18 protein-coding genes are annotated in these 24143 nt (G+C 52.9%); 2 read left to right on the top strand and 16 right to left on the bottom strand.

What is annotated here, in order from left to right:
- From PAT3040_RS21750 to PAT3040_RS21680, 15 genes are all read right to left on the bottom strand, one after another.
- Nucleotides 1-957 (bottom strand): hypothetical protein (locus tag PAT3040_RS21750; RefSeq protein ID WP_181376763.1); only part of this gene is annotated, 957 nt, incomplete at its 3' end.
- A gap of 62 nt (nucleotides 958-1019) precedes the next feature.
- On the bottom strand, nucleotides 1020-1955 hold the full coding sequence (locus tag PAT3040_RS21745; RefSeq protein WP_108994359.1) for an ABC transporter permease: 936 nt from the start codon (nucleotides 1953-1955) through the stop codon (nucleotides 1020-1022).
- Nucleotides 1948-2880, bottom strand: coding sequence for an ABC transporter ATP-binding protein (locus PAT3040_RS21740; protein WP_108994365.1), 933 nt, complete (start codon nucleotides 2878-2880; stop codon nucleotides 1948-1950). The genes PAT3040_RS21745 and PAT3040_RS21740 overlap by 8 nt, the downstream gene beginning before the upstream one ends.
- A gap of 80 nt (nucleotides 2881-2960) precedes the next feature.
- Nucleotides 2961-5348 (bottom strand): DUF8725 domain-containing protein, encoded by a 2388-nt coding sequence (locus PAT3040_RS21735; RefSeq protein ID WP_108994358.1) that lies wholly within the window; start codon nucleotides 5346-5348, stop codon nucleotides 2961-2963.
- A gap of 201 nt (nucleotides 5349-5549) precedes the next feature.
- Complete coding sequence (locus tag PAT3040_RS21730) at nucleotides 5550-5936, bottom strand: DUF3889 domain-containing protein (protein ID WP_108994357.1); 387 nt, start codon at nucleotides 5934-5936, stop codon at nucleotides 5550-5552.
- A 191-nt stretch (nucleotides 5937-6127) separates the two neighbouring features.
- Nucleotides 6128-9169, bottom strand: a complete 3042-nt coding sequence (locus PAT3040_RS21725) for an efflux RND transporter permease subunit (protein ID WP_108994356.1) — start codon at nucleotides 9167-9169, stop codon at nucleotides 6128-6130.
- Nucleotides 9170-9193: 24 nt separating this feature from the next.
- On the bottom strand, nucleotides 9194-9883 hold the full coding sequence (locus PAT3040_RS21720; RefSeq protein WP_087570877.1) for a response regulator transcription factor: 690 nt from the start codon (nucleotides 9881-9883) through the stop codon (nucleotides 9194-9196).
- Complete coding sequence (locus PAT3040_RS21715; RefSeq protein ID WP_108994355.1) at nucleotides 9880-11361, bottom strand: sensor histidine kinase; 1482 nt, start codon at nucleotides 11359-11361, stop codon at nucleotides 9880-9882. Before PAT3040_RS21715 ends, PAT3040_RS21720 begins: the two co-directional genes overlap by 4 nt.
- Before the next feature lie 108 nt (nucleotides 11362-11469).
- Entirely contained in the window at nucleotides 11470-12033 is a 564-nt protein-coding gene (lepB, locus tag PAT3040_RS21710; protein WP_258235094.1) for a signal peptidase I, read from the bottom strand.
- Nucleotides 12034-12222: 189 nt separating this feature from the next.
- Entirely contained in the window at nucleotides 12223-13368 is a 1146-nt protein-coding gene (locus PAT3040_RS21705; RefSeq protein WP_108994354.1) for a family 8 glycosyl hydrolase, read from the bottom strand.
- 56 nt (nucleotides 13369-13424) lie between these two features.
- The gene (locus PAT3040_RS21700) at nucleotides 13425-14363 is read right to left on the bottom strand and encodes a carbohydrate ABC transporter permease (protein ID WP_087570880.1); all 939 of its coding nucleotides are present in this window, start codon (nucleotides 14361-14363) and stop codon (nucleotides 13425-13427) included.
- Between the two features lie 14 nt (nucleotides 14364-14377).
- Nucleotides 14378-15346: an ABC transporter permease gene (locus PAT3040_RS21695; protein WP_087570881.1), complete on the bottom strand. Its 969-nt coding sequence runs from the start codon at nucleotides 15344-15346 to the stop codon at nucleotides 14378-14380.
- Between the two features lie 110 nt (nucleotides 15347-15456).
- Nucleotides 15457-17160 carry a type 2 periplasmic-binding domain-containing protein gene (locus tag PAT3040_RS21690; protein ID WP_108994353.1) on the bottom strand — a complete coding sequence of 568 codons (1704 nt, stop codon included), beginning with the start codon at nucleotides 17158-17160 and terminating at the stop codon, nucleotides 15457-15459.
- A 142-nt stretch (nucleotides 17161-17302) separates the two neighbouring features.
- The gene (locus PAT3040_RS21685; RefSeq protein WP_108994352.1) at nucleotides 17303-19108 is read right to left on the bottom strand and encodes a sensor histidine kinase; all 1806 of its coding nucleotides are present in this window, start codon (nucleotides 19106-19108) and stop codon (nucleotides 17303-17305) included.
- Nucleotides 19109-19128: 20 nt separating this feature from the next.
- On the bottom strand, nucleotides 19129-20697 hold the full coding sequence (locus tag PAT3040_RS21680) for a response regulator (protein WP_108994351.1): 1569 nt from the start codon (nucleotides 20695-20697) through the stop codon (nucleotides 19129-19131).
- An 87-nt stretch (nucleotides 20698-20784) separates the two neighbouring features.
- Here PAT3040_RS21680 and PAT3040_RS21675 point away from each other — a divergent pair, with 87 nt between their 5' ends.
- Together PAT3040_RS21675 and PAT3040_RS21670 are read left to right on the top strand one after the other, a co-directional pair.
- Nucleotides 20785-21990: an MFS transporter gene (locus PAT3040_RS21675; RefSeq protein WP_108994350.1), complete on the top strand. Its 1206-nt coding sequence runs from the start codon at nucleotides 20785-20787 to the stop codon at nucleotides 21988-21990.
- Nucleotides 21991-22062: 72 nt separating this feature from the next.
- Nucleotides 22063-22794 (top strand): HAD family hydrolase, encoded by a 732-nt coding sequence (locus tag PAT3040_RS21670; RefSeq protein ID WP_108994349.1) that lies wholly within the window; start codon nucleotides 22063-22065, stop codon nucleotides 22792-22794.
- Here the strand turns inward: PAT3040_RS21670 and PAT3040_RS21665 are convergent.
- On the bottom strand, nucleotides 22791-24143 hold a 1353-nt coding region (locus PAT3040_RS21665), incomplete at its 5' end, for an ATP-binding cassette domain-containing protein (protein ID WP_181376762.1). The genes PAT3040_RS21670 and PAT3040_RS21665 overlap by 4 nt on opposite strands.

Here is a 24143-nt window from a genome sequence, read left to right as displayed (position 1 = left end):
CGGCTGCCCGGCCAGCCGCTCCAGCGCTTCCGCCAGCGCTTCGCGCTCCGCTGGCGACAGCTCCCGCAGACGCGAGCGAAGCTCGTTGATCGCGTCTGCGAGCGCTTCGGCGGCGCGGGCTTGCATCGCCTCGCCGATCTTTTTAAGCTCGCGCTGCTCCGTCATCGCGTCCGCTACAGCCTGCAGCCTCTGAGCGGCAGCCTGCGCTTCCTTTGCCGCGAGCTCCAGCTCCTTCATTGCCGCTTCAAGCTCCTTAAGCGCCTTCGCGGAGTCGACGCCCGGCTCTTTGAGCTCCTTGCGCAGCTCGTCGAGCGGTTTCAGAAGCTTTTCCTTCTCCTCGTCAGGCAGCTCAAGCTCCTCAAGCTTCTTCTCGAGCTCCTCGCGTTCCTTCTCCATCTGACGGATCGCCTCTCTGGATTCCGCCAACGCTTCCGCCCTGTCATCCAACGGATTAGGCAATAGCAAAAGCAAAACGATCATCAACCATGCAGCTAACGCCCCAAATACGAGGGGTCGCCACCGTTTCCAGACAGGCCATGGCAAAGTTCGCCTCAAATCCGACGTATAACGTCTGGCGGCTTCTTCTGCCTCCTCGCGCTGCAATCGCACGATAATCTCATTAGCGGAACGAACGGAACCAGGCTCCTTCGGCATTAAACCTTCCAGGGCCGTCGAGATGGCATCTTGCGGTTCGCCCCGATCCATCTGCCTGGCCGCGTCACGTACGCTTGCGCGCCGCCAGATCCCTAATCCGATGCCAACGACCAAGCCAGCGCCTACAACGATCAGTAGCATCTGCCGCGAATGCAGCAAAGGCCAAATCCGGCTGGCCGCAAGTATAATCGCGCCCGCCAAGCTCCCCCCGAGCAAGCCGTACAACCCCATCCGGGTCAGTGCGAATAAGGTCAGGCGCTTTTTCACTTTACTTAGGTCATGCAGCAATGGATCCTTATTCATCCTGAACCTCCCCCTAAAAAGTCATGTTTCTCCTGTTTTCTCGTTCCTTCCATCGCCCTGGCTTACTTACGTCCGGTTCTCCCCCTCAGCCGAGGGCGCAAATTGCGGATTGCCATCCAATTCGCGAAGATTGCTAGAACGCCGAATACAATCATAAATTCTTGCCACAAAGCCATCGGCGCGCCTTTCGGTTGCGTGTTCCCGCTCCAGCGGTTGACCATGAACGCCTGATCGGAAATGGAAGGGTCAAGAATGCTGTACAAGGCGCCTACAGGATTCAGCGCGATAATATGGCCGACCCATGAATAAGAGGTAGTTGCCGAGATCGTTCCCGCTGCGCGAGCCTGATCCATGACGCTTTGCATGACGAAGAACAAAATAGCTGTTCCCGCGAACATAAACAACGTCACGCCATAGGTGGAGATTACCGATATCATCGTACGCTTTAACAGGGTCGAGAACAAAACGCCGAACGAACCCAGCACAATCATCATAAACAAGTAGAAAACAAATACGAGCACAAGCTGCTTCGGTGAAACTCCGCCATAGAGAAACATCATGCTGTAAACGGGTACCGTAGCAAACACGATGAGAATCATAAAGCTTAAGGATGACACCAGCTTGCTGAGTACGATCGTTGCGGAGCTTTGCTGCGTCGTGAGCAGTAAATTCAGCGTCTGCTTCTCCCTCTCGCCGCTAATGACGCCTGCCGTCAGACCTGGCGCCATAAAGGCAATCAAACCAAGCTGCGCCATGCTTAGAAAATAGAACAATATCTTGCTTTGCTCGGGATTGAAGGCCGCGCCTCTGCCCGACATTCCTTGCGTCAAGTAGATGGCGCTCAGCGACATAAGTCCGAGAGCGAATAAGTAGAAAAACAGCGTCCACATGGCACGCGGCGTGCGCATGCGAAGCCGGAACTCTTTGTCGAGCACCGGGTTGATCAGCTTCGAACGCCAATTGAATTTATCTCTTCCGGCAACGGCATGTTCATTCATCGGCGGCTCCCCCTCTCGTAATTTCCAGGAACACGTCCTCAAGATTCGTCTGCGCCTCGCTAAAGGATACGATACGGAAGCCCTGCCCCATCAGTCCGGATAACAGCTCCGCCTGATCGGAGTCATCGCCGCCGTAATGGATTCCAATGCCGCGATCGTCGCGCAGCAGTTTATTGACAAATGGCTGCTCTTCCAAGTATGATTCGGCTTCCTCCAGACGGTCAAGCAATCGGATATGCAGAATTCGTTTAACGCGCAGCCGGCTCTGAATATCGGCTACATTGCCTACCGCAACCATTTGACCGTGCTCGATGACACCGATTTCGTCTACCATCTCCGCCAGCTCGGGCAGAATATGAGAGGAAATAATAATCGTTTTGCCCATCAACTTCAGTTCCTTCAATATTTCCCTCATCTCGATCCTGGCGCGGGGATCTAGGCCGGATGCAGGTTCATCGAGAATAAGCAGATCCGGATCATGTACGAGACATCTCGCGAGGCACAGTCTTTGTTTCATCCCTCTGGACAAGCTGTCCACGTAAGCATCCCGTTTGTCCGTCAGGTTTACAAGCTCCAGCAACTGCGGGATGAGCGCCTCGCGCTCCGCCTTCGGAATGCCATAGCTCGCTCCATAGAAGTGCAAGTATTCAACGGCCTTAAACTGGTCGTACACGCCAAAAAAGTCCGGCATATAACCGATTCGCTTGCGAACCTCGTGCGGATGTTTGGTGACGTCGAAGCCGTCTACTTTAGCCACTCCTGCGGAGGGTGCCAACAGCGTCGCGAGGATGGACATCGTCGTCGATTTGCCCGCGCCGTTGGGACCGACGAATCCGAATACGGTTCCTCTACCGATCTTGAGATCAATGCCCTTCAATGCATGGAAATTGCCGAAGGACCTCGCTAACCCGCGTATTTCGATCATCGGAGTTGCAGCGGCTTCCACAGCCGCATTGGCTCCGCTCTCTGCTTCGTTCTCGTATACAATAGTTGCCTTCTCTTCGCTCATGGCTGCAAAACCTCTCCTTCCAACGTCAGCTGCGGCAACCAGATCATGCCTTCCGATGTACTGACCATCTTAAGACGTATAGATTGCGCGGGAGTCAGGTAAGCAGCCGGCGCTTCCAGGCTGCCGCCAAGCTCGACCCATTGGCCAGTCGATTCCTGCCAGATGCTCCACACCGCGTTTGGATTGCTGTTTCCATTTACGAAATTAATATCCAGCTTGTCGTAGGCGACTCCATATCCGTTCGGCAACAAATATTCCATCTCCATCTCTCCCGCGCTGATTTGCATCGTTCCGTCGCCATATGAGCTGTAGCTTTGAATCGTATTCGAGGTCATAATGGGCGACATGGCTCCTGCGGGGACGTGCACCCGGCCGCCAGTCTGGATAACGGGCTCCAGCTCCTTGATCCACATACGTAAATTATCGGATTGGACTTTGGCGCCGTCGACCAAGTATTGGCTCGCATGGTCTTCGCTAAAACCTACGATAACAGGTTGTTGAGCCTGCAGCACTCCGTTATTAAATCGATTGAAGTACATGTCAAGCAGCTCGCGTTGTCTGCGATGCTCATCGACTTGCCTGTTATTCGTTGGATGAGGGAACACGCTTCCGCCATAATAAAAGTAGCCTTGAGCGGGTATGGACGGCATTACGGCTTCGCCGCTTTCCCCTTTCTTCAGATCGCCAATCGACGTTGAAGATCCTTGCGCAAGCAGATAGACGTCGTTCAAATCAACCGTCGTATTGTTGGTGACGATGGCTTTGGAAGTGCCGTTGTCATCCTTGTAGCTCACATCCAGAGTACCTGTCTCTTCTGCAGCGGCTGCTTGCCGATCTGTCCAAAGCTTGCGAGTGGACCAGTACGGAACGCCCTTCCAGACGGCCTTTGTCTCCGCGTTGCCACTCCACAATTGATAATGCCCGTTCGAATTGAGGCCGTTTCTCATTCCGTTATCGCCATAGAAGCGAATAGGTTTTGCTTCATCGAACAACGCCGAAACGGTGCCGCCGGCCGGAGTAAAGATGCCTGTGCCTCCCGATATGACGGCATGCCCGTCACCGGATATTTCTACGATCTCCACCGTATGCGACATAACGGACCGCTTATCGCCGGAGCCGATGAAGAATACCGTGACCCCCATGACGATCGATAATACCGGGATGAGCCACCATGCCCATTCTCTGCGATCGGCTTTCGCGAGCACGATATACAACATAGGCGCAATCACTAATATATAAATACCTAACATTGCAATAAGCAGCAGCAGCTCGGGCTGTTTAATGGATGGGAACAAGTCGAGTATATTGTTTAGTTGCCAATATTGATTCAAATATCCGCCTGATCCCATTGCCGCATTTACAGATGTCGGCATTAAGGTGTCGCTAAGAAGCTTGGCCCACAACAATGAGCTTCCCGCCCACGAAGCCATCGGCTCCAGGGATGGATCAAATGCGGCGTATACGACTTGTCCGAAGCCTTGTTCGGCGGACACAGCGAGCGGTACCTCGCCTTCAACAACGATAGCCGTGCCGCGGACGGCTTTGCCATTTGACACCGTAAGACCATTCGGCAGCGCCAGACTCTCTCCGCCAGCCGACTCCAGAGCCACTGCGCTTGTTAATTGCGAAGTGCCCCCCGCTTCCACAGGCGCCAGCTCGGCAAATGCTCTTGACGTTTGTTCATAGCCGGCGCCGCCGGAGAGGACTAGCGTTCCTCCTCTAATGACCCAATCCCGAATCGCCTGGACCCGGCCCTCGCTCCAGTCTCCCGTGGGGATATCGTTGATAACGATAACGTCCAGCGAATCCAGCAGCTCCGTTTCGTCCGGCAAGTCTTCGGGTTTAAGCGGATAAACGGCGATATCGTACCCTTTCTGATTCAACTGTGGCATAAAATTAAAGGTATCCGGATCTCGCGATACAACTCCGATCATGTAGCTTAGCGAATTTCGGGAATCAAGATATCCTCTCTCGCCAAGCTGTTTCCCCGTGCCTTTGTCATTGTAGCCACCCTCGTAGAAGGCGATTCGGTTGCTGTCTTTGTTCAAAATGACGCCCGGCACGCCTACAGTGACTTGCACCGGCGATCCCGGCGGAAGTTCCAGGGGAACGACGGAATTCGTCGTGACATTGTCCCCGTTAATGTAGGATAATACGAGATCGCCTTTCAACGTATCTCCCGTATCGTTCGTCAAGGTTAGTCTGGCCGGATACCAGCGCCCGTCCTTGTAGCTGCCTTGATAGCCGATCGTTGACTGAAGACTAATCCCGGATTTTTCGCCATCCGCATGGACTGCGAGCGCCGGCCAAGCCAGCAGAAATACAATTAGAGCCAACGCTGCTCTTGCAAAATATGGCTGTCGATATGTACGTTCTCCTCTCACGCCTCTTCCCCTTTTCTTTCAACATTCATTTAAAAGTATGCCTTGCCTCTTTCTATTGTAACGGTTTTTAACGCCATAAAGTTGCTATTTCTTCCAAATATGAAAGATGGCATATGCAATTAGAAATTAAAAAAACAGCGTAATCATTCAACGCTTCAGGAATAGATTAACCTGGCTTTGAATAGATCGCTGTTTCTGTCTTTAATACCTTAGCTCTTCGAATTTCACGCCGCGTGAAGTATCCGTCGCGACTTCTACCGATACGGTGACCCGGACGCCGAACTCCCGACCGCTCTGATTGAGCCATAACCGGAATTTTTCTTCGACTATCCCTTGGCCAAGCTGACTTCGCCCCTCGTATTTGTAGTCGACGATGGCGGCTCCGTTATACGCCTTTGCCGTTTCTTGCACGGCTAGCCTCCCCCACTTGGCATAAGCGGGCGCAGCCGCCTGCACAATAGCCGAGTTCTCCTTACCGGATGAGGAAGCATGCAGCAATAGTGGATCGTGGTGCAATGCCGTAACGGATTCGCCTTGAGCGAGACTCATGAGGAGAATAATGGTTTTCACCACCACATTCCGAAGCACTGTGTTTCACCCCGCCTTCTGCCCGCTGCTTGCGGGCAGTTGTCAGCTTACCCCTATCTGTGGGAATTTATGCGCAGTACTCCTATTACAAAACGATCAAATGGAATGAACTTGCTTGCAAACGGCCAAATGGACAAGGCTCCCTAAAAAAACAGTCCCGCAATTGATTCACTCGCGGGACTGCTCGAAATTTATTTTGCTGTAGCTGCTTTTCCTTTTTTCGCTTTTTTGCGATTCAGCACCTCGTAAACGATTGGTACGATGATCAACGTGAGCAGCGTCGAGCTGATCAAGCCGCCTATTACCGTCACCGCCATCCCCTTCGAGATGAGACCGCCGGACTCAAAGCCGAGTGCCAATGGAAGCAAAGCGCCTACCGTTGCGATCGCCGTCATCAAGATCGGGCGAAGGCGCGTAACGCCGGCCTCCAGCAGCGCTTCGCGTACGGACAAGCCCTCCCGTTCCTTGTGAATAACGCGGTCGATCAATACGATCGCGTTCGTCACGACGATGCCGATCAGCATCAATGCGCCGATCATTGCCGTTGCGCTGAGCGTCTCTCCGGCAATCCACAGGGCGACGAGGCCGCCGATAATCGTAAACGGCAAGGAGAAAAGAATCGTAAGCGGAGTCAGTCCGCCGCCGAAAGTTAATACAAGCACCAGGTACACGATGGCAACCGCTGCGAGCATCGCGAGGCCCAACTGGGTAAACGTTTCGTTAATTTGTTCCGTTACGCCGCCCATCGTAATCTCGATGTTGCCTGGAAGCTCCATGTTGTCGATTGTTTTCTGAATATCCTTCGAGACGGCGCCAACATCGGAGGAAGCCACCTCTGCGGATACTTCCGTATACACTCGATCGTTGAGACGAGTAATCGTATTCGGAGATTCGCCCTCTTCAATCGTGACTACATCTTTAAGGGCGACTTCCGTTCCCATTGGCGTCATGATGGATACATTTTCAAGATCGGACAAGCTGGAGTACGTTTTTTCTTCCGTTTTTACATAGATATTAACATCCTCGCCGTCGACCTCGATCGTCGTCAGCACCGGATTGCTCCGCACGGGGCTAAGCGCCATTGCAACCTGACCCGCTGTCAATCCATGCTGGCTCAGCTTGTCACGGTCGGCGACGATACGATATTGCTCGTACGTCTGCGCCAGACTGGAGTCGATCTTCGTCAACTCGTCATTCTCTTGCAGCTTCGCAATCAGCTCGCTTACAACCGGCTCCAGCGCCTTCATGTCGGGGCCGAATACTTGCATGGTCACGCCTGATCCGCCGAGTCCGCCACCGGTGAAGTCTTGCTCCTTCCACTCGCCCTGTCCGCCGAGCTCTTGCAGCATAGGAAGGATTTTGGCCTTCTCTTCGGAAAAGTTTTTGAAATCCTTATCGTAATTAATGTTGAACAAAGCTTGTTTGGATGCTCCCGGATTCATCGGATTTGATCCGCCGACCGCATATTGCAGTACCTTGACGCCTTCGCGCTTGTCAGGCACAAGGAGAGCTTCCGCCTTCAGCGCCATCTCTTCTACTTGCTCTCTTGTTTCGCCAGGAGCCGGGTTATACGTAATAATTAAAGCTTTCTGTTCGTCGGCTGGCAGGAAGCTGGTGCCAATGACGGGAACAAGCGCGAAGCTGCCCACAAGCAGCAGAACCGCGGTGCCGAACGTAACCAGCTTGTGGTTAAGCGACCAGTTCAATACGCCTTTGTACCACAGCGCCAGACGGCCAGGTTTATCTTCGTGTCTTTGCTCAGACTTCAGACCATTGCGGAACATCATATGGGCCATCATTGGCACGACCGTGATCGCAACGATGAGAGATGCGACAAGTGCAAACACGACGGTAAGCGCAAACGGCATAAATACTTCGCCGACCATGCCGGATACAAAGCCCAGCGGCAAGAATACCGCTACTGTAACGATTGTCGATGCCATGATCGGAACGAACATCTCGCGAGTTGCATCCGCGATAAGCGCCTTGCCGCTCAGTTTCTCGCCGGCAAGCGACATTCGTCGGTAAATATTTTCGATGACGACAATAGAGTCGTCGATAACCCGACCAATGGCGACTGTAATTGCGCCAAGCGTCATAATGTTAAGCGTAATGTCCATCTGTTTCAATACAAGCATCGCCATCAGGATAGACAGCGGGATGGATACGACGGAAATAATCGTCGAACGGATGTTGCGCAGGAACAACAAGATGATGACGATAGCGGCAAGCGCTCCGATAATCGCTTTGCTCAGCATCGTGTGAACCGACTCTTCGATCGGCTCGCCTTGGTCGAAGGAGTGTTCCACTGTCATTCCATCGATGTCCGCCTGTATGGCTGACATCTCATCCTTCACCAGATTGACGACGTCAACCGTATTGGCATCCGCCGATTTGACGATGCTGACGCCAATGGAATCTTTGCCGTTCGTTCGGGAGATCGATTCTGCCTTGTCCACTACCGTCAAGTCGGCCACATCGCTTAGCTTAACGCCAGGTACAATGATCAGATTGCGAAGATCATCCTCGCTTACGATATTACCGTCGACCAAGACGGATTTCTCGGATTCGCCGAATTCGAAAATTCCGAGAGGTACGGACATGGCGGAAGCTTGAATAATTCCTTTGATCATATCTTCGGTCATGCCGATCTCGACGAGAACTTCCGGCTTGAAGGCAAGCTGGCCTTCCACCACGTTTTGTCCGGAGATCTGGACATCGGCAACGCCCTCAAGACCTTGAAGCTTCGGAATGACGTTTTCGTTCACCTGTTTGGTCAACTGAGCCAAATCCAGCGTATTGTTGGAGATACTAAGCGACAATACGGGGAATGCGTTCAGGCTGATTCGGGATACGGACGGCGTCTGTACGCCTTCCGGGAACCCGAGCTCCCCGAGCAGGCTTTTGACCTCTTGCTCCGCTTCGTCCATGTTCGTCTCGTAATCGAATTCGATTACGACGGACGATGCGTTTTCGAACGAAGTCGATGATACGTTGTTTACGCCGGACATGTTCCGCGTACGCTGTTCGATCGGCTTCGTTATCTTGTCCATCACTTCTTCCGGCGCTGCTCCCGGATATACAGTCGTGACGCTGACGATCGGAATCGTAATGTCCGGAATCGTCTCCATCTTCATGCTGGTACCGGCCTGCAAGCCTGCGAACAACACGATAAGCGTGATGATCCATAAAGCGAATTTGTTGTTCAGCGAAAATTGAATAACACTCTTCAACGTCTCCCACTCCTCTGTCTATCGTCAAATCTTGAATCTATAACCAACGCCCCATATCGTCTCGATATATTGCGGGTTGGACGGATCATGTTCGATCTTCTCTCGTAGTCTGCGGATATGGACGGTTACCGTAGCGGCATCGCCGTTGGAATCCAGTCCCCAAATACGTTCGAACAATTCTTCTTTCTCGAATACGCGGTTGGGATGCGATGCGAGAAGCAGCAGCAGCTCGTATTCCTTGGAGGTCAGCATGGTCTCTTTTTCGTGGATAGTGACTCTGCGAGCCGACTTATCGATCAACAGGCCTCTAATCTGTACGATATTGCCGGGATTGCGTTTATCCGCGGTCAGCCTGTCGAACCTGGCGAGATGAGCTTTGACCCTGGCTACAAGCTCGCTTGGGCTGAAAGGTTTCGTTATATAATCATCTGCCCCGAGTCCAAGACCTCGGATCTTGTCGATATCTTCCTTTTTTGACGTAACCATCAGGATGGGCATATTATGTTTGCCGCGAATTTGACGACAGATCTCATAGCCGTCAACCTTTGGCAGCATGACGTCCAGGATGATAAGATCATGACCGCCTTCCAATGCTCGCTGCAGCCCAACATCGCCGCGGCTTTCGATCTCTACCGAATAGCCGTGGCTTTCCAGGTAATCTCTTTCCAATTCGGCAATGGACTTCTCGTCTTCAATAATCAGGATGTTCTTCATAGTTCGTTCACCGCCTTTATTGCTGGCAGCTTCAGGCAAAATATCGCTCCGCCCTCCGCCGCGTTCTCAGCCCATACAGTGCCTCCGTGTCCTTCTACGATCTGCTTTACGATGGCTAGTCCAAGCCCGTTGCCTCCCGTCTCGGAATTACGGGATTGCTCCGCGCGGTAGAAACCTACGAATATATGAGGCAAATCCTCTTCTTCGATTCCAGGACCCGTGTCCTGGAAGGTGATAAGTGCATCTCCTTCGGACTTTTGTACCGTAACGACGATAGTAGCCTCGCTCCGTTCGGACTGCTGATTCATATACTTGATTCCATTGGACAAGATGTTGGCAAACACCCGGTTCAGCTTGTCCGGATCGGCTGCCACCAGCAGTCCCGCCTGCATCGCCTTATTATGAAGCTGAAGCACGATGCCATCCTTCTCGAGCTCGAAGCGCTGCTCCTCGAGATAGTCATCCACATATCTCGCGATATCCACCGTCTTGAAGTCGTAAACCACCTTCTGCAAATCCAGTTTGGAGAACAGGAACAGCTCGTCGATCAAGTGATCCATCTCCGACGCTTTGCGGTAGATCGTACCCATATAGCGGCTTCGCTTTTCATCCGTATTGGCGATACCGTCCATGATCCCTTCGACATATCCTTTAATTGCGGATATCGGCGTTTTTAGATCATGCGAAATATGGGATAGCAGCAGCTTGCGGTTCTCTTCATATTGAAGGCTTTGGTCAATGGAATGCTTTAGCCTCGCCCGCATTTCTTCGAAGGCGGCACCAAGCTGGGCCACTTCGTCTCCGCTGCCCGCTTTCTTCTTGAACATTCTTCTTCTGGGAGAGACCGGCTCTGCCAGATTGCCTTCCTTGATCTGCAGTGCTGCAGACCTGAGCGACTGAAGCGGCTTGATAATGCTTCGGGATACGAAGTAGGTGAGCAGCATGCTTGACAGCACGATCGACAACAACATAAGAATCATCGTCAGGGGATGCCAAAAGAACGGAATTTGTTCTACCCGATAGAGCAACAGCGCCTTTCCTTCTCCCCCATCCGGGTATTGAAAGTCGAGCTCATGAGATGTAAACCGATAATTGTGGAAAAATAATCTTTCGTTAGGCTCATCCGCAAGTTTTTGCCAATCCTCTCCTTCCGATAACGAGCTCAGAAAGGGAGAAACATCGGTAACCTTGTCATCCTTGGATATAATGAGGCCCGCCCACTGCTCGCTAAGCCGCTCCTGCAGATCCGTCAGGAAGTCCGGATTCTGAAGCTGACCCGTGTCTTCCCGAAGCACATACATGAGTTCACCATAAACCAATGCCTGGTTGAAATTCTCGTCTTGCTTCACTTCTGTCAGATCCCTAATGTCCTGCTTGCCGCTGCTGGCGAATATGATCATGATGAACAATATTAACAGGATGACCGGGACGACGGCCATCGCCAGATAAGACATATACAGTTTCAAGCGAATGGACATGCATCACGCTCCGTTCCCCAGTTAGGATGTTTCATCTATCGTTTATCATAAAGGCTAATTCTAAACGAAATTGTAATCAAATATTACAAATTTATTACGTTACGAAAGTTATTTCAAACTGCCGATCCGGTCGACTGGCCAAATTCGGAACACCGCCTTGCCCTCCAAGCTGGATAGGGCGACAGGTCCGAAGTCGCGGCTGTCCTGGCTTCTTTCGCGATTATCGCCTAATACAAGCACATGTCCGGCCGGAACGACGAAGGGTACATCCAGACTGCCCGGAAACGTCTCGCCTTTCGCGTAAGGCTCCTCAAGCCTGACTCCGTCCACGAATACAGCTCCATCAGCGATGTCTACCGTTTGACCTTCCAGCGCGATGACTCTCTTTACAAGACGAAGCTCATGCTCAGGTCCGTTAATGATGACGATATCCCCTTGCTTCGGCTCGCTTACACGGTACGACCACTTATCTTCGATCAGCCGTTCTCCTTCGACGAGCGTATTTTGCATGGACACGTTATGTACTTCCGTCTGGGCATAAGCGTACGTCTGAAACAACATGGCCAAAGTAATCGCAATGCCTAACGATAAAGTCCAGTCTCTCAGCTCTTTCATCCCATTGCTCGTCCACCCGCGATTACCGGATCCGAGCTTTTCCTTGTTATTTTCCATTTGCATATCTCTCCTCAAGTTTCGAATGATTGCGCGATACGGCGAATATGCCCAAAACCTATACGTTATACGAAAGTCGTTGGCGAAAGTTTCCTGTTCTGGGCAGTCTATCGTTTGGAAATGACAAAAAACAGTCCCTGGCAAGCAATAGCAAGCCGGAGACTGCTTATTTCAATTTTGTAAAATTTGTTATTCTTCCGAAGGAAACCAAATCCTGTATCGCCCGCTTAGCGCCAGCATCGCGAACAGATACAAACAATTGTCGTAATAGCGGCGGTCGCCCGTTCTTACGGAAGTTTCCCACAGAAGCCTGGCGTTGTCCTCGGCATGCGGTCCGTCCGCGGCAAGCGACGCGGCGGCATTGGAGGCCAGCAAGCCGACGGGATGCAATGCCTTCTCCTCGAAAGGTTCTCCGTTAATCCGGTACCTGCGGTAATCCTCCGGCCGTTTGTCTGCGAAGAAGGATTGTATGCGATTTGCAAGACTCCGCTGCCTCTCGTCCTTTCGGAACCACTCCCAGTCCAAACCGATATTCGCCGCGACGCGGTAAGCATCGCTAAAAAAATGTCCATAGCCGCGCGTATCGTTCGGCGTTCCGTCATAATAGGCATACTCCGGCGTCAGTCCCGTTTCGGGATGACTCGCAAGCTGGATATAATCCCGGCTTGCCGAAGCAGCCTCTTCCCAGAAGCTTCGGTCTTCGGGGTAAGCCCATAACGCGAACAGCTCGTAAAAGTGGGGCAAATGATAGGACGGATCCGAGAACTCGACCTCCGGCACGAACTTGATCAGCTTGTTGTCAGGGTTCCACATGGGATACCCGGTTCCGTCCTCGCCTTGATGGATGCATGTGCGCAGCAGATCGCGAGCCTGCTTGCCATAATCATAAGGAGCTTCGCCATCCCCCCATCGGTGGGAAGCAAACAGCAGCGCCAAGGCGAAATATTCTTCCCCGTCAGGCGCCGGCCCGTTCGACAATCGCGTCCCGTCGGGCTTGCACGACCAGGCGAAATACCCCTTATTAACCCCTTCCTTCATAAACATGAAGGAGTACGTCCAATTCCATATTCGGTCGAATATATCCTTGCGTCCGTACTGCACCGCCATCATCATGCCATATGACATGCCTTCCGATCGCACGTCCAGGTTTCCCGTATCCAGCAAATAGCCTTGCGTCTCGCCCATCGGATAATAGATTCGCGTCTCTTCGTTCTCGCCGAACAGCGCTTCCCAGGCTTCCGCCAGCCTATTATCGACTTCTTGCGGCTCATACCCGCATTCCGCGAACAAATTGCGGTAGTTGCCCGTGTAATAAGCGCCTTGTCGTTCAGTCATCCTGTTAAGCCTCCCGTCACTTGTCGTCGGTTATCTCCGTCAGCCCTATTACTCCCTCAGCCCTTCACTCCGCCCACCATCATCCCTTTGACGAAATACTTCTGCAGGAACGGATACACCATGATGATCGGGAGAGAAGCGACAATCGTCATTGTGGCGCGTATGGAGAACGGCGTAACCCCCGAGCCTTGCTGGCCTACGTTGGCGAACCCGTCGCTTGCCGATTTCGACGTCATCGATGCGTTGGAATTTTGCAATATTTTCTGCAGTTCGTATTGCAAGGTGCTTAATTCGACATTGGACGAGTTGTACAAAAACACGTCAAACCATTGATTCCATTGATAGACGCCGCTGAAGAGCGCCACGGTTGCCAGCACCGGCGTGCTGAGCGGCAGCACGATGCTGAAGAAGTTGCGGTACTCGCCCGCTCCGTCGATACGGGCAGATTCCAGTATGCTCTCCGGCAGACCTTCTATGAAGGATCGTATGATGATGAGGTTGAATACGCCGATCAAGCCTGGGAAGATATAAACCCAGAAGCTGTCGATCAATCCCAAATCCCGGATAAGCAAGAAGTTCGGGATAAGCCCTCCGTTAATATACATCGTCAGAATGAATGCGATCGTCACGAATTTCCGCAGCACGAACTCTTGTCTGCTTACGGTATACGCCACCATCGCGGAGCAGAACACTGTCAGGACGGTGCCGATAACGGTACGCAAGATGGAGATCATCGTGGCATGGAAGATCGTCGCTTCTCCCAGCACGTATTTGTAATTCTCAATCGTCCATATCCGCGGCAGAAGATAGATGCCTCCGCGAATCGAATCGTTGGCGTTGTTCAGAGACACGGCCAGCGTATTGAGGAACGGGTACAATGTCACGACCATCAGCAGCGTAAGGAAGATAAAGTTGCCGTATTCGAACATGCGGTCGCCAAGCGACATCGGCCTTCTGCTCCGTTTTTTGAATCCCTTGATTGTCATTCCGGCCATCCGGCTCCCTCCTTCTAATACAATCTGGCTTCGCCCAGCCTCTTCGCGATGTTGTTCGCGGCGAACAACAGGATGAAGCTGACGATCGTCTTGAACATTCCCGCCGCGATGGAGAGCGAGAAGTTGCTTTGCGCAATGCCGTATTTCAATACGAAAATATCAAGATTCTCAGAAAAGTCGACGTTCATTCCGTTGCCCAGCAAATATTGCGGCTCGAAGCCGGATTCCATCAGGTAGCCGATATTCATAATGAGCAAGACGACGATGACGGGCTTGATGCCCGGAAGCGTCACATGCCACATCCGCTTGAACCGGCCCGCACCGTCCATCTCCGCCGCCTCGTATTGGGCGGGGTCGATCATCGTCATGGCGGCAAGGTAGACGATCGTATTCCAGCCAACGTCCTTCCACACTGTCCCGGCGCCGAAGATGCTCCAGAAATATTCCGGAATGCCAAGGAACAATATTTCCTCCTTGATCCATCCCGCTTTCATCAACAGCTCGTTAATGATGCCATCGGGCGATAAAGTCGTCTGGATGATCCCGGCCGCGACTACCCACGAAATGAAGTGCGGCAAATAACTGACCGTTTGCACCAGTCGCTTGAACGCGACTTGCCTTAGCTCGTTCAACAGGAGCGCCAATGTAATCGCGGTTGCGAATCCCAGCACCAGATTGATGCCGCTCATCGCGAGCGTGTTCCGAAGAACCCGCAGGAATCTCTCGTCTTCGAACAAGAAGCGGAAGTGCTGAAGCCCTACCCATTCCTGATCCCAGAAACCAAGCGCCGGCTTGTACTTCTGGAATGCGATCGTCCAACCCCATAGCGGCACGTATTTGAAAATGAACAACCAAATCAGGAACGGGACGGACATGACAATAAGCGGATGTTGTCTGCCTAGTTTAATGAGGAACGATTTGATGCCAGACGGCGGTTTGCTTGGTACCGTCCCGGATGCCAAGCCCGCAGCGTGTTTCTCCATCCTGTCTCTCTCCTTCCGGCTTGCATGGTAATTCGGACGCGCGAGAGGCCGAGCCCGCGCGGCAGGCGTCAGGTCGGCCTCTCCAAGCATCGCCATAAATATCGCCTCGGTTACTTGGCGGCTTCGATCAGCTTCTTCACTTCGGTAGTAACGAACGCCTCGTAATCAGCCGTGTCCAACTTGCCGAATTCGCCCAAATATTCGTTCCAGATGCCTTCGAACTCGGCTGGCTTGGCGAGAACGAGTTTAGGGAAATACTTTTTGACGATTTCCGTCTTCTTCGTTTCGTAAATTTGCGGAGCGGAGCCCTGCTCCTTCGGAATGCCCCAAGCCGGAAACCACGGGCGATCGTCCGGAGCGGCGAACATTTCCGCATATGTCTGAGCGCCGTATTTATCCAGAATGACTTTATCCGCATCGGTAAGGTCCATCTGGAATACTTCAGGCTGCAGACCAGGCGCAAAAGCGTTGCCGTTCGCTAGCGTGGAGTTCGTGCCGTATTGCGGCCAGTTCCAATCATAGTATTTGAAGCCGAATTTCTCGCGGAACGCTTCATCGATTTTTTTGATCTGCTCAGCGGTGCGGTAGTACCTTCCGTTTGCATCCACTTCGTAAGTTTCTCCCACAATTCCCCAGCTTTTCAGCGTTTGGTTTTCCTCCGTCAGCAGGTTGTCAAGGTATTTGATGATTCTTTCCGGATCTTTGGCGCTGACGGTAATGCCCATGCCGCGGTTTTTCACGAAGCCCGGAGGATCCAGGTATTGATCCTTCTGCCCGTCGAAGGTAACCGGCAGCGGGAAGTACACGAAGTCGTCTTTGGCCGGATCCGCTTTGGCGGCATCCTTGAGCACGTTCTGCGCGTTGGCGATCTGCCAGCCGTAATCGAAGAATCCGATCACCTTGCCAGAGGACAGCTTCGCCAGATATTGGTCATAATTGTCGACGAACGAAGCTTTGTCGAACAGGCCTTCCGCATTCAATTTATTCAGCTCGGAGAGCCATCTTTTGGTCGAGTCCGCAGCGGAATAGGTTTTGGCCTCGAACGTGTTCATGTCCACGATGACCTCGCCGTCGTTCGGGAACCCTTCCAGATGCATCGGCGGGTTGGAGGTCGCGAAGAATCTCCAGTCGTGCGTCAGCGATACGAATCCTGTCAAATCCTCTCCGCTATGCTTGGACGCGTAATCGCGAATCAAATTAAAATATTCGTCCAGCGTCTTGATTTGCGGATAACCCGCTTCCTTCAACACCCTGCGCTGCACCCAGAACGCGCCTTGATTAATGTTGGGATCCGGCACGTATTCGCCGACTACGTTGGAGAAGGGCAGGAAATAAATTTTGCCGTCTTCCGCTTTCATCTGATTAAAGTAAGGTCCGTATACGCGCTTAATGTTCGGTCCGTGCTGCTCGATCAAGTCCGTCAGATCGATAAATGCTCCTGCGCCCAGAACCTCGTCGATCGCGGCATCCGGGATCATGACGTCCGGATATTTGTTGGAGGCAATCATCGTTCCGATTTTGGTATTTAGATCGCCAACCAAATTTTCGATTTTAAAATTTACGCCGGTCTGATCCTCCAGCATTTTGCCGATCGTCGTTTCGTTCGTATTAATGTCCTTGGCGGCACCGGCGCCATTGAAGTACGTAAATGTCACCTTATCCAACGGCTTCTCCGTTTCCGTCGCCTGTCCGCCCGCATTGTTTGCCGGCGCTTTGGTCGGTTCCGACTTCGAATTGCCGTCCGAACAAGCCGATGCGACGAGCGAGGTTAACGTAAGTACGCTTACTGCCGATACGAGAAATCGTTTCTTCATCGTGTTGCCCCCTGTACGAATATTTGAAAGCACTTTCATTGTAACTTCGAAGGGGAGCGCTGATGACCCCCCTAACTTTAGTTCCTACTATAAAAATCTTAGAAATTTTCGATGCTGAAAACCGAACTTTTTGAACTCGCACTTAGAAGTTCATGCTTCGTGCTACCGGAATTCCGATACGCACGGATGTTCCATGCCCGGCTTCGCTGTCTATGTCGAACTGGAACTCTTGGCCGTAGATGAGCTTAAGCCGATAAATAACATTTTGAACGCCGATTCGCTCGCCAAGCTCCTCCTCCTCCGCCAGATAGGAGCGTATTTTGTCCATCTGCTCTGGTGGCATGCCGCCGCCGTTGTCCTGGATGGAGAAGTGCACCATCCCCTCTTCCGAATAAATGCGAAGATCGATATGGCCGCCTTTTTTCACTTGCTCTACGCCATGAATACAGGCATTTTCGACAAACGGCAAATAAATAAATTTGGGGATAAGCAGCTCTCCGGCAGCTGGGTCAACGTCAAGATCGAAGGTCAGGCGATCGCCGAACCGGTATTGTTGAATTTCCAGGAAGCAATTGACGAACTCCAGCTCCTCTCTAACTGTAACCATATCGCGCTTCCACGTTAAGGCGCTGCGGAACAGCTTGGCCATGTTATGAATGATTTTAGCCGTTTCCGTTTCTTTTTTGATGACGCTCCGCATTCGGATAGTCTCCAGCGCATTAAACAGGAAATGCGGGTTGATCTGGCTCTGCAGCGCGTTGAGCTGTGCCTTGCGCCGCTCCAGCTCCAGGCTCTTCTGCCGGATGTCGGCGACGTATACGTCGTTGATCAGACTCCGGATCTGCAGCGTCATCCGATTGAATTCGCCCGTCAACTGGCCAATCTCGTCGTTGCTCTCCTCCTGATGCATCGTATCGAAGTGCTGATTCTTTACCCGCTTCATATAACGGAGAATATTGCCCAGCCTGGCCGTAATGGATCTGGCAATCCAGCCGATAATGAGCGTAGGCACGATTAGATTGATGCCGGACATCCAATACACGAACTCCCGGGACTTGCGCAGCTCGCTGAAAATGTCCTTCTCCGATACGACCGCGATCATCTGCCAATCGCCCAGCAGGCTGCCCGCCGGGTAGCTTGTCCGAAGAAGCACTGAATCCGACGGAAACCGAAGCTGGTCGAATGGTTGACGAACGGTGAACCAATCCGTTTCCGTATTGTTGGAATAGGCTACTTCGCCTTCTCCGTTAACGAGGTATACATTTCCTTGCACGTTCAGATTGGAGAAGATCGTATGGATCGAAGACATCTTGAGCTCGATTTTGAGCACCTTCTCCCAATTGTTTAACGAGTCAAAATAATTCATTCTTCGCACCAGGCTAAACGTGTCCACGGCGACGCCTTCGCCGCTGGCAATAAGCAGATCCTCGCGCGGCGAACGAACGAAAGCGGTTGCATTCGATGACGGGCCGCCTAATGCAAGGTACCACTCGCTCTCCTTGATCTCGGGAGACAAATATCCGATGCCGCCGGAATGCAGCAGCGTCGGGTTGTCGAGATAGATTTTGATATTCTGCACCGAAGCGTAGATCGGCGTGTAGCTGTTCAGAATGCGGCGAAAGTAGGAATCGTAGGCTTCGATATAGTCGGCCGGCCGCTTATATTCGTTCTCCAGCAGCTCGTTCAGCTTGTTGTCGGTAAAAAATCCGGAAGAGACGTTAATCGCGCCGTCCAGCTCCGTCAGCAGTTGATTTTTTATTTGCTCCAGCGCCCGAGTCGTATCCTCCAGGTTCTGCCGCTTTACGTTTTCGCTCGTCACTTGATAGAACACGATATTCGTGATGAGGATGGGCAGAAATACGCAAAAGATGTACACGATCATCATTTTATTGCGAAGCCTGATATGGTGAATGCCGATCTTGTTTCCGTTTAGCCATTTGGCTATCATCGCCATGCTCCTCCTTCTGTTCAGCGCAAGCTGTTGCGATACTCCGTCGGCGTCATGCGCTCGAGCTTCTCGAATTGCGACACGAAGTATTCGGCATTATTGAAGCCGACCCGTTCCGCGATTTCGTAGACGCGAAGATCAGTCAGCCTGAGCAGCCGCTTCGCTTCGCCGACTCTTAGCTGCAGGACGTAGTCGTTGAAATAGGTGCCGTACGTTTTTTTGAACAGCTGTCCGAGATAGACCGGGTTCATATAATATTTCGCCGCGATCGACTTTAAATTAATGTTCGTGGCAAAGTTTGCATCAATATAACCTTTTATTTTCTGCACGCCGCCTCCCGCCATCTCCTTGCGTTGACGCGCAGCAAGCTGCGAGCATTCCAGCACGAAGCTTTGGATCAGCGACTTGAGCGTCGCCGCCGTTACGTTGCGATCATACCAGGAAATCATCGGTTCCCTGTACGTCATTGTCTCTACATCGGCTTCCATGCTTTCCAGCGTCGACAACGCTTCGGATACGAACCGATGAAGGCTGGTCCTCACTGCCTCCGGTACATAACATCGATCCCGGAACTGCAAGAAGATGTCTTCTACCGCCTGCCGGATCGCCGCTTCGTTATTTTCCTCCATGCCTTCCTTTAGACCTTGGAATAACGTATGATCCATGATCATGTACTGCAGAGGCTTGGAGCGCAGCTCCTCATACAGGAACACGAGTCTCCTCTCGTCCATGTATTTGTACAACATGGCTTCTCTTGCGCTGATATATGCCTCCTTGAGCTCCGACAGATGCGTTACCGGATGGCCGACAAACACGCAGACAGGACCTCCGGCCGCCGATTGCAGTCTGCTCTGCAGCGACTTGGCAAGTCTCTCTATGGTCCAATACTCAGGAAGAGACGCCTCTGCCACGACGACCCCCAATCTACCCCTATGCTCGTAGGTGTGAAGCGCGGGCATGGAAGGGGCGATCTCCTTCAGCGTCGCAAGCGTGAGCTGCCGCACGTCCAGGACGGATGAGCTGCCCGGGTTTAAAAGTGCTGAATCGCTATCATTTATTTCCACAAACATATAGTATAGGTGACCGACTTTCGGAAGCTCCATCGACGCTCGCCACTGTTCGGCTTCTTCCACAGAACACTCCCCTTTGATTAAAGCTGCGATTCGTTCGCTGCCGAGCCGATGCTGCTGCTGGTTGGCGGCGGCGGCTTCCAGTTCCAGCTTTTCTTTTAGTTCGAGCAGCGTCGCTTCCAGGACCGTCTCGTCGATGGGCTTAAGAATGAAATCGCATACGCCGTATTTGACGGCTTGCTGGGCGTATTTGAATTCATCGTAACCGCTTACAATAATAAACTTTGTCGGCAGTTGATGGACCTGCACCGCTCTCTGAACGAGGGCGAGTCCGTCCATGACAGGCATGCGGATATCCGTAATGACCAGATCCGGCGGATCCTGGACGATCATCTCCAGGGCGTCTTCTCCATTATCGGATTCGCCGCATACGGTAAACCCGCATTTCTCCCAACCGATCAGCTCGTTCAACCCTTGCCTGAAGTACGCTTCATCATCGACAAGCAGCACTCGAAACATAGATTCAGCCTCCTTTGCATACCTCTTGTATATTGCCAATGCGGCTCCCTTCCGCTACCATTGGATATCAGAGAGGAGCTTTTCGACATGACGACGATTAGCGCCGCGCAACGCGGCTTATTTATGACGGTTACTGTCCTGTACTGGACTTCGATGTACATCTATGTCCCTACCCTGTCTCCCTATCTAAAGGACAGCGGCTATTCCCTGCAGTTCATCGGCATCGTGCTCGGCAGCTACGGCTTTGTGCAGATGCTCGTACGATTCCCTCTGGGCATCCTCTCCGACCGCTGGGGACGCCGCAAGCCGTTCATTTTGCTCGGCATGCTGACCGCCATTGCCAGCTGTCTCCTGTTCCTGGTTCCCGGCTCCTGGATGTGGCCCCTGGCAGGTCGTATCATTGCCGGCGTGTGCGCATCCACTTGGGTCGCCTTTACGGTCATGTATGCAGGTTACTTCGGCAGCGGCGGCACAGGCCGCGCGATGGGCAACATCAGCCTGATGACCGTGTCCGGCCAGATGCTGGGCATGCTGCTCAGCGGCTGGTTGAACGACGGCTTCAGCTCTTCCGCGCCTTTCATTTTTGGCGCCGTTATTGCCGCTGTCGGGCTGGCGCTTGCTTTCCTTCTGCGCGAATCGGACACGAGCGGGCAGCGGCAATCGGGGATGTCGTTCGCCCAGATCGCAACTGTCGTGCGTAATGCAACATTGCTGCGGGTATCCTTGTTATCTGTTCTGGCTCATGGCGTATTGTTTATCACCATGTTCGGCTTTACCCCGCTCAAGGCGCAGGAATTCGGGGCGTCCGGCACGGAGCTGACGATTCTAGTGTTCTCGTTTATGCTTCCCCACGCCATTGCTTCGTTCAGCAGCCCGGCTTGGCTTGTGCCCCGCTTCGGTTACTGGAGCACGATCGCGGCCGGCTTCATCATCAGCGGCATATGCACCGCGGCAATGGTCATGGCGCCCTCCATCGAATGGCTTTACGCGACGCAAGCCTTAAACGGTCTGGCGCAAGGACTTCACATGCCGCTTTTGCTCGGCATGGCCATTCGCGATGTCGACAAGTCGGGGAGAGCTACAGCCATGGGCTTGTATCAAGCGTTGTACGCCATCGGGATGTTCTCCGGTCCTTTTATGGCAGGCTGGCTGAACGAAAATTGGGGCCTCAACAGCGGCTTCCTGTTCGGCGCATTGCTTGCCGCCGCTGCTTCGGCGCTTGTGTGGCGCTGGTCTTGGGCTGATCGCAGGCGGGGCAGCTTACGCCAGAAGAAGGACTTGCCCTTGAACTAGAATGCGTTGATTATACAACAACACGCCGCAACTCAGCTATTTCTTTTTCCGATAATCAGGAGGTTTAACCTTATGCGAGCGTTATCGACTTCTCGAAGTTTCACAAGCCATCCGCAATTTCCCGTATCATCATCAGACCAATCGAATGAGCCGCGGGGCAGGTCCGAAGAACTTGCGACCCGCCCGCAGCTGGTGCTGGATATCGGCGGCGTGCTTGCCGCCAATCTCTCGCCGAAGTTCTGGATGCTTGTCTCGGAGGCTGCCGAAGTGGAACATTCAACGCTGTACAAAATTTATAAGCAGGAGATCAGTTCGAAATTGTGGAGAGGGGAAATCATGGAGGAGCAATTTTGGGGATGGCTGCAGGATCAAGCGCCGAAGTTGAGTCCATCGGAAGCGAAGCACATGCTTGCGGGATGTCTGTCGCCGCTTCCGGCGCTTCAACGATTGCCGGAGTGGAGCCGTGCGGCGGACTTGCATATTTTAAGCAATCATTTGTTGTCTTGGGTCACGCCTCTGTTGCAGCCCGTTCGAAGTTACTTGACGCATATTGTCATCTCGAGCGAACAAAGCTGGAAAAAACCGCAGCGCGAGCTGTTTGCTCACGCCGCGAGTTTATTGCCGTCCCAGTCCAACGTTTTGTTCGTGGACGACCAGCAGGGCAACCTGGATATGGCGGAAACCATGGGATGGGAGGTCGTACTGGCTGATGATGGCGGCGCATGGATAGAGGAGGCCGATCGCTGGATCCATAATAAATCCGCTATGGACGTCCCCATTTTCGAATCAGCCAAACCTCGTTAAAGCAGCCCACCAACAAAATACAAGATGGAACAGCATCCTATCGCCGCGGCCAGCAGCCAGGCATCCGCCCTGCCCGGTTTAAGCTTGAATCCGTACACGGGGTTGCCGCGCGGCCTGTCAAAGCCTCTTGCTTCAAGCGCGCCGGACATCTCTTCCGCTAGCCGGAGCATCGCTCGCAGATATGGCATTAACATGCGATGTATTCGCTTGGCGGGAATGCCGCCGGAAGCCGTCGTTTCTTTGCCCCTCGCCCGGGCAAGCTTGCCGAATCGGCCCCATTCCCGCATCAGCAAGGGGATAAATCGGAAAATAAGCGTCACTAGCAACGTCAGGGAACCAACGGGAACCTTAAGCTTCGACAGCCAGCCAAACGTCTGGTCCAGCGCTCGCTGCAGCCTAAGAGGCGTCATTAGACCGAGTATAGGCATTCCCAGCACCATGACGAACATGAGCTGAAGAAGCCGGATTGCGGTTGTCTCCACTCGCCCCCACTCCAGAGAGAAAGGCTCGAACGACAGGCCGCCGATCAGAATGAGCACGGCCGACAGAATGGCATATCCTCGAATAACGGGCAGCCAGTGACGGAACAGCGGCCAAAACGGTGCGACTGCTGCTGCGACTACAATTGCGGATAAGGTTAACTGGAGCAGGGAATCTTGCAGAAGTAGAATGGTTGACATCAACAGATAAGCGAATACAACCGCTCGCGGATCGAACGTATGCGGTCGTTGCCATGCCGGCCGCGTGCGTTGATTCCCTGCTGCCGCTTCCGATTCTTGAATAACCTTGCGATTATGAATTTCGGTTTGCCGAGGCGAATTCCCATCATGCTTGGAATTCGTCAGGCGCACAGCCATGTCGCGAGGCGACTCCCGCATTGTCCGCTCATTCGTTGTCGCTGGACGGACGGTCCCTCCCTCCACGACCAGCACGTCGTCCGCCAGCGGGAGAAACGTATCCAGATCGTGAGTCACTATGATCACTCCACGACCTTGGGATCGATAGGTTCTCAGAAGCTCGCATAGGATGGCCCTGCCGCCTGTGTCCAGACCAGCCGTCGGTTCATCCAGAAGAAGCCATTCCGGCTCGCAGGCAAGAAGACAAGCAAGCGCAAGCCTGCGCTGCTGCCCGCCGCTTAATGTCCACGGATCCCGCTCCAGCAGTTCGGGTGCCAAACCCGCCGCTTCCAATGCCCCATGTATCTTTCGATCTTTCTCTGACTCATCGTAAGCGCCATATGGTTTCAGGGAATAAACGAATTCCTCTCGAACGTTCGATGCGAACCATTGGGATTCCGATTGCTGCATGGAGATTCCGAATCGAAGCAGCGCCTCGCGGTTAAGCGGCTG

It is taken from the genome of Paenibacillus agaridevorans (genome assembly GCF_003112455.1).
Taxonomy (GTDB): Bacteria; Bacillota; Bacilli; order Paenibacillales; family Paenibacillaceae; genus Pristimantibacillus; species Pristimantibacillus agaridevorans.
The sequence above is the reverse complement of the archived record's forward strand: the minus strand, read 5'-3'. Positions and strand labels throughout refer to the sequence as shown.

Coding starts and splice junctions, on each gene's coding strand:
- PAT3040_RS21740 (WP_108994365.1), bottom strand. CDS start 2,880: ATGATCGAAATACGCGGGTTAGCGAGGTCCTTCGGCAATTTCCATGCA.
- PAT3040_RS21745 (WP_108994359.1), bottom strand. CDS start 1,955: ATGAATGAACATGCCGTTGCCGGAAGAGATAAATTCAATTGGCGTTCG.
- PAT3040_RS21690 (WP_108994353.1), bottom strand. CDS start 17,160: ATGAAGAAACGATTTCTCGTATCGGCAGTAAGCGTACTTACGTTAACC.
- PAT3040_RS21680 (WP_108994351.1), bottom strand. CDS start 20,697: ATGTTTCGAGTGCTGCTTGTCGATGATGAAGCGTACTTCAGGCAAGGG.
- PAT3040_RS21705 (WP_108994354.1), bottom strand. CDS start 13,368: ATGACTGAACGACAAGGCGCTTATTACACGGGCAACTACCGCAATTTG.
- PAT3040_RS21700 (WP_087570880.1), bottom strand. CDS start 14,363: ATGGCCGGAATGACAATCAAGGGATTCAAAAAACGGAGCAGAAGGCCG.
- PAT3040_RS21670 (WP_108994349.1), top strand. CDS start 22,063: ATGCGAGCGTTATCGACTTCTCGAAGTTTCACAAGCCATCCGCAATTT.
- lepB (WP_258235094.1), bottom strand. CDS start 12,033: ATGGAAAATAACAAGGAAAAGCTCGGATCCGGTAATCGCGGGTGGACG.
- PAT3040_RS21695 (WP_087570881.1), bottom strand. CDS start 15,346: ATGGAGAAACACGCTGCGGGCTTGGCATCCGGGACGGTACCAAGCAAA.
- PAT3040_RS21675 (WP_108994350.1), top strand. CDS start 20,785: ATGACGACGATTAGCGCCGCGCAACGCGGCTTATTTATGACGGTTACT.
- PAT3040_RS21685 (WP_108994352.1), bottom strand. CDS start 19,108: ATGATAGCCAAATGGCTAAACGGAAACAAGATCGGCATTCACCATATC.
- PAT3040_RS21715 (WP_108994355.1), bottom strand. CDS start 11,361: ATGTCCATTCGCTTGAAACTGTATATGTCTTATCTGGCGATGGCCGTC.
- PAT3040_RS21720 (WP_087570877.1), bottom strand. CDS start 9,883: ATGAAGAACATCCTGATTATTGAAGACGAGAAGTCCATTGCCGAATTG.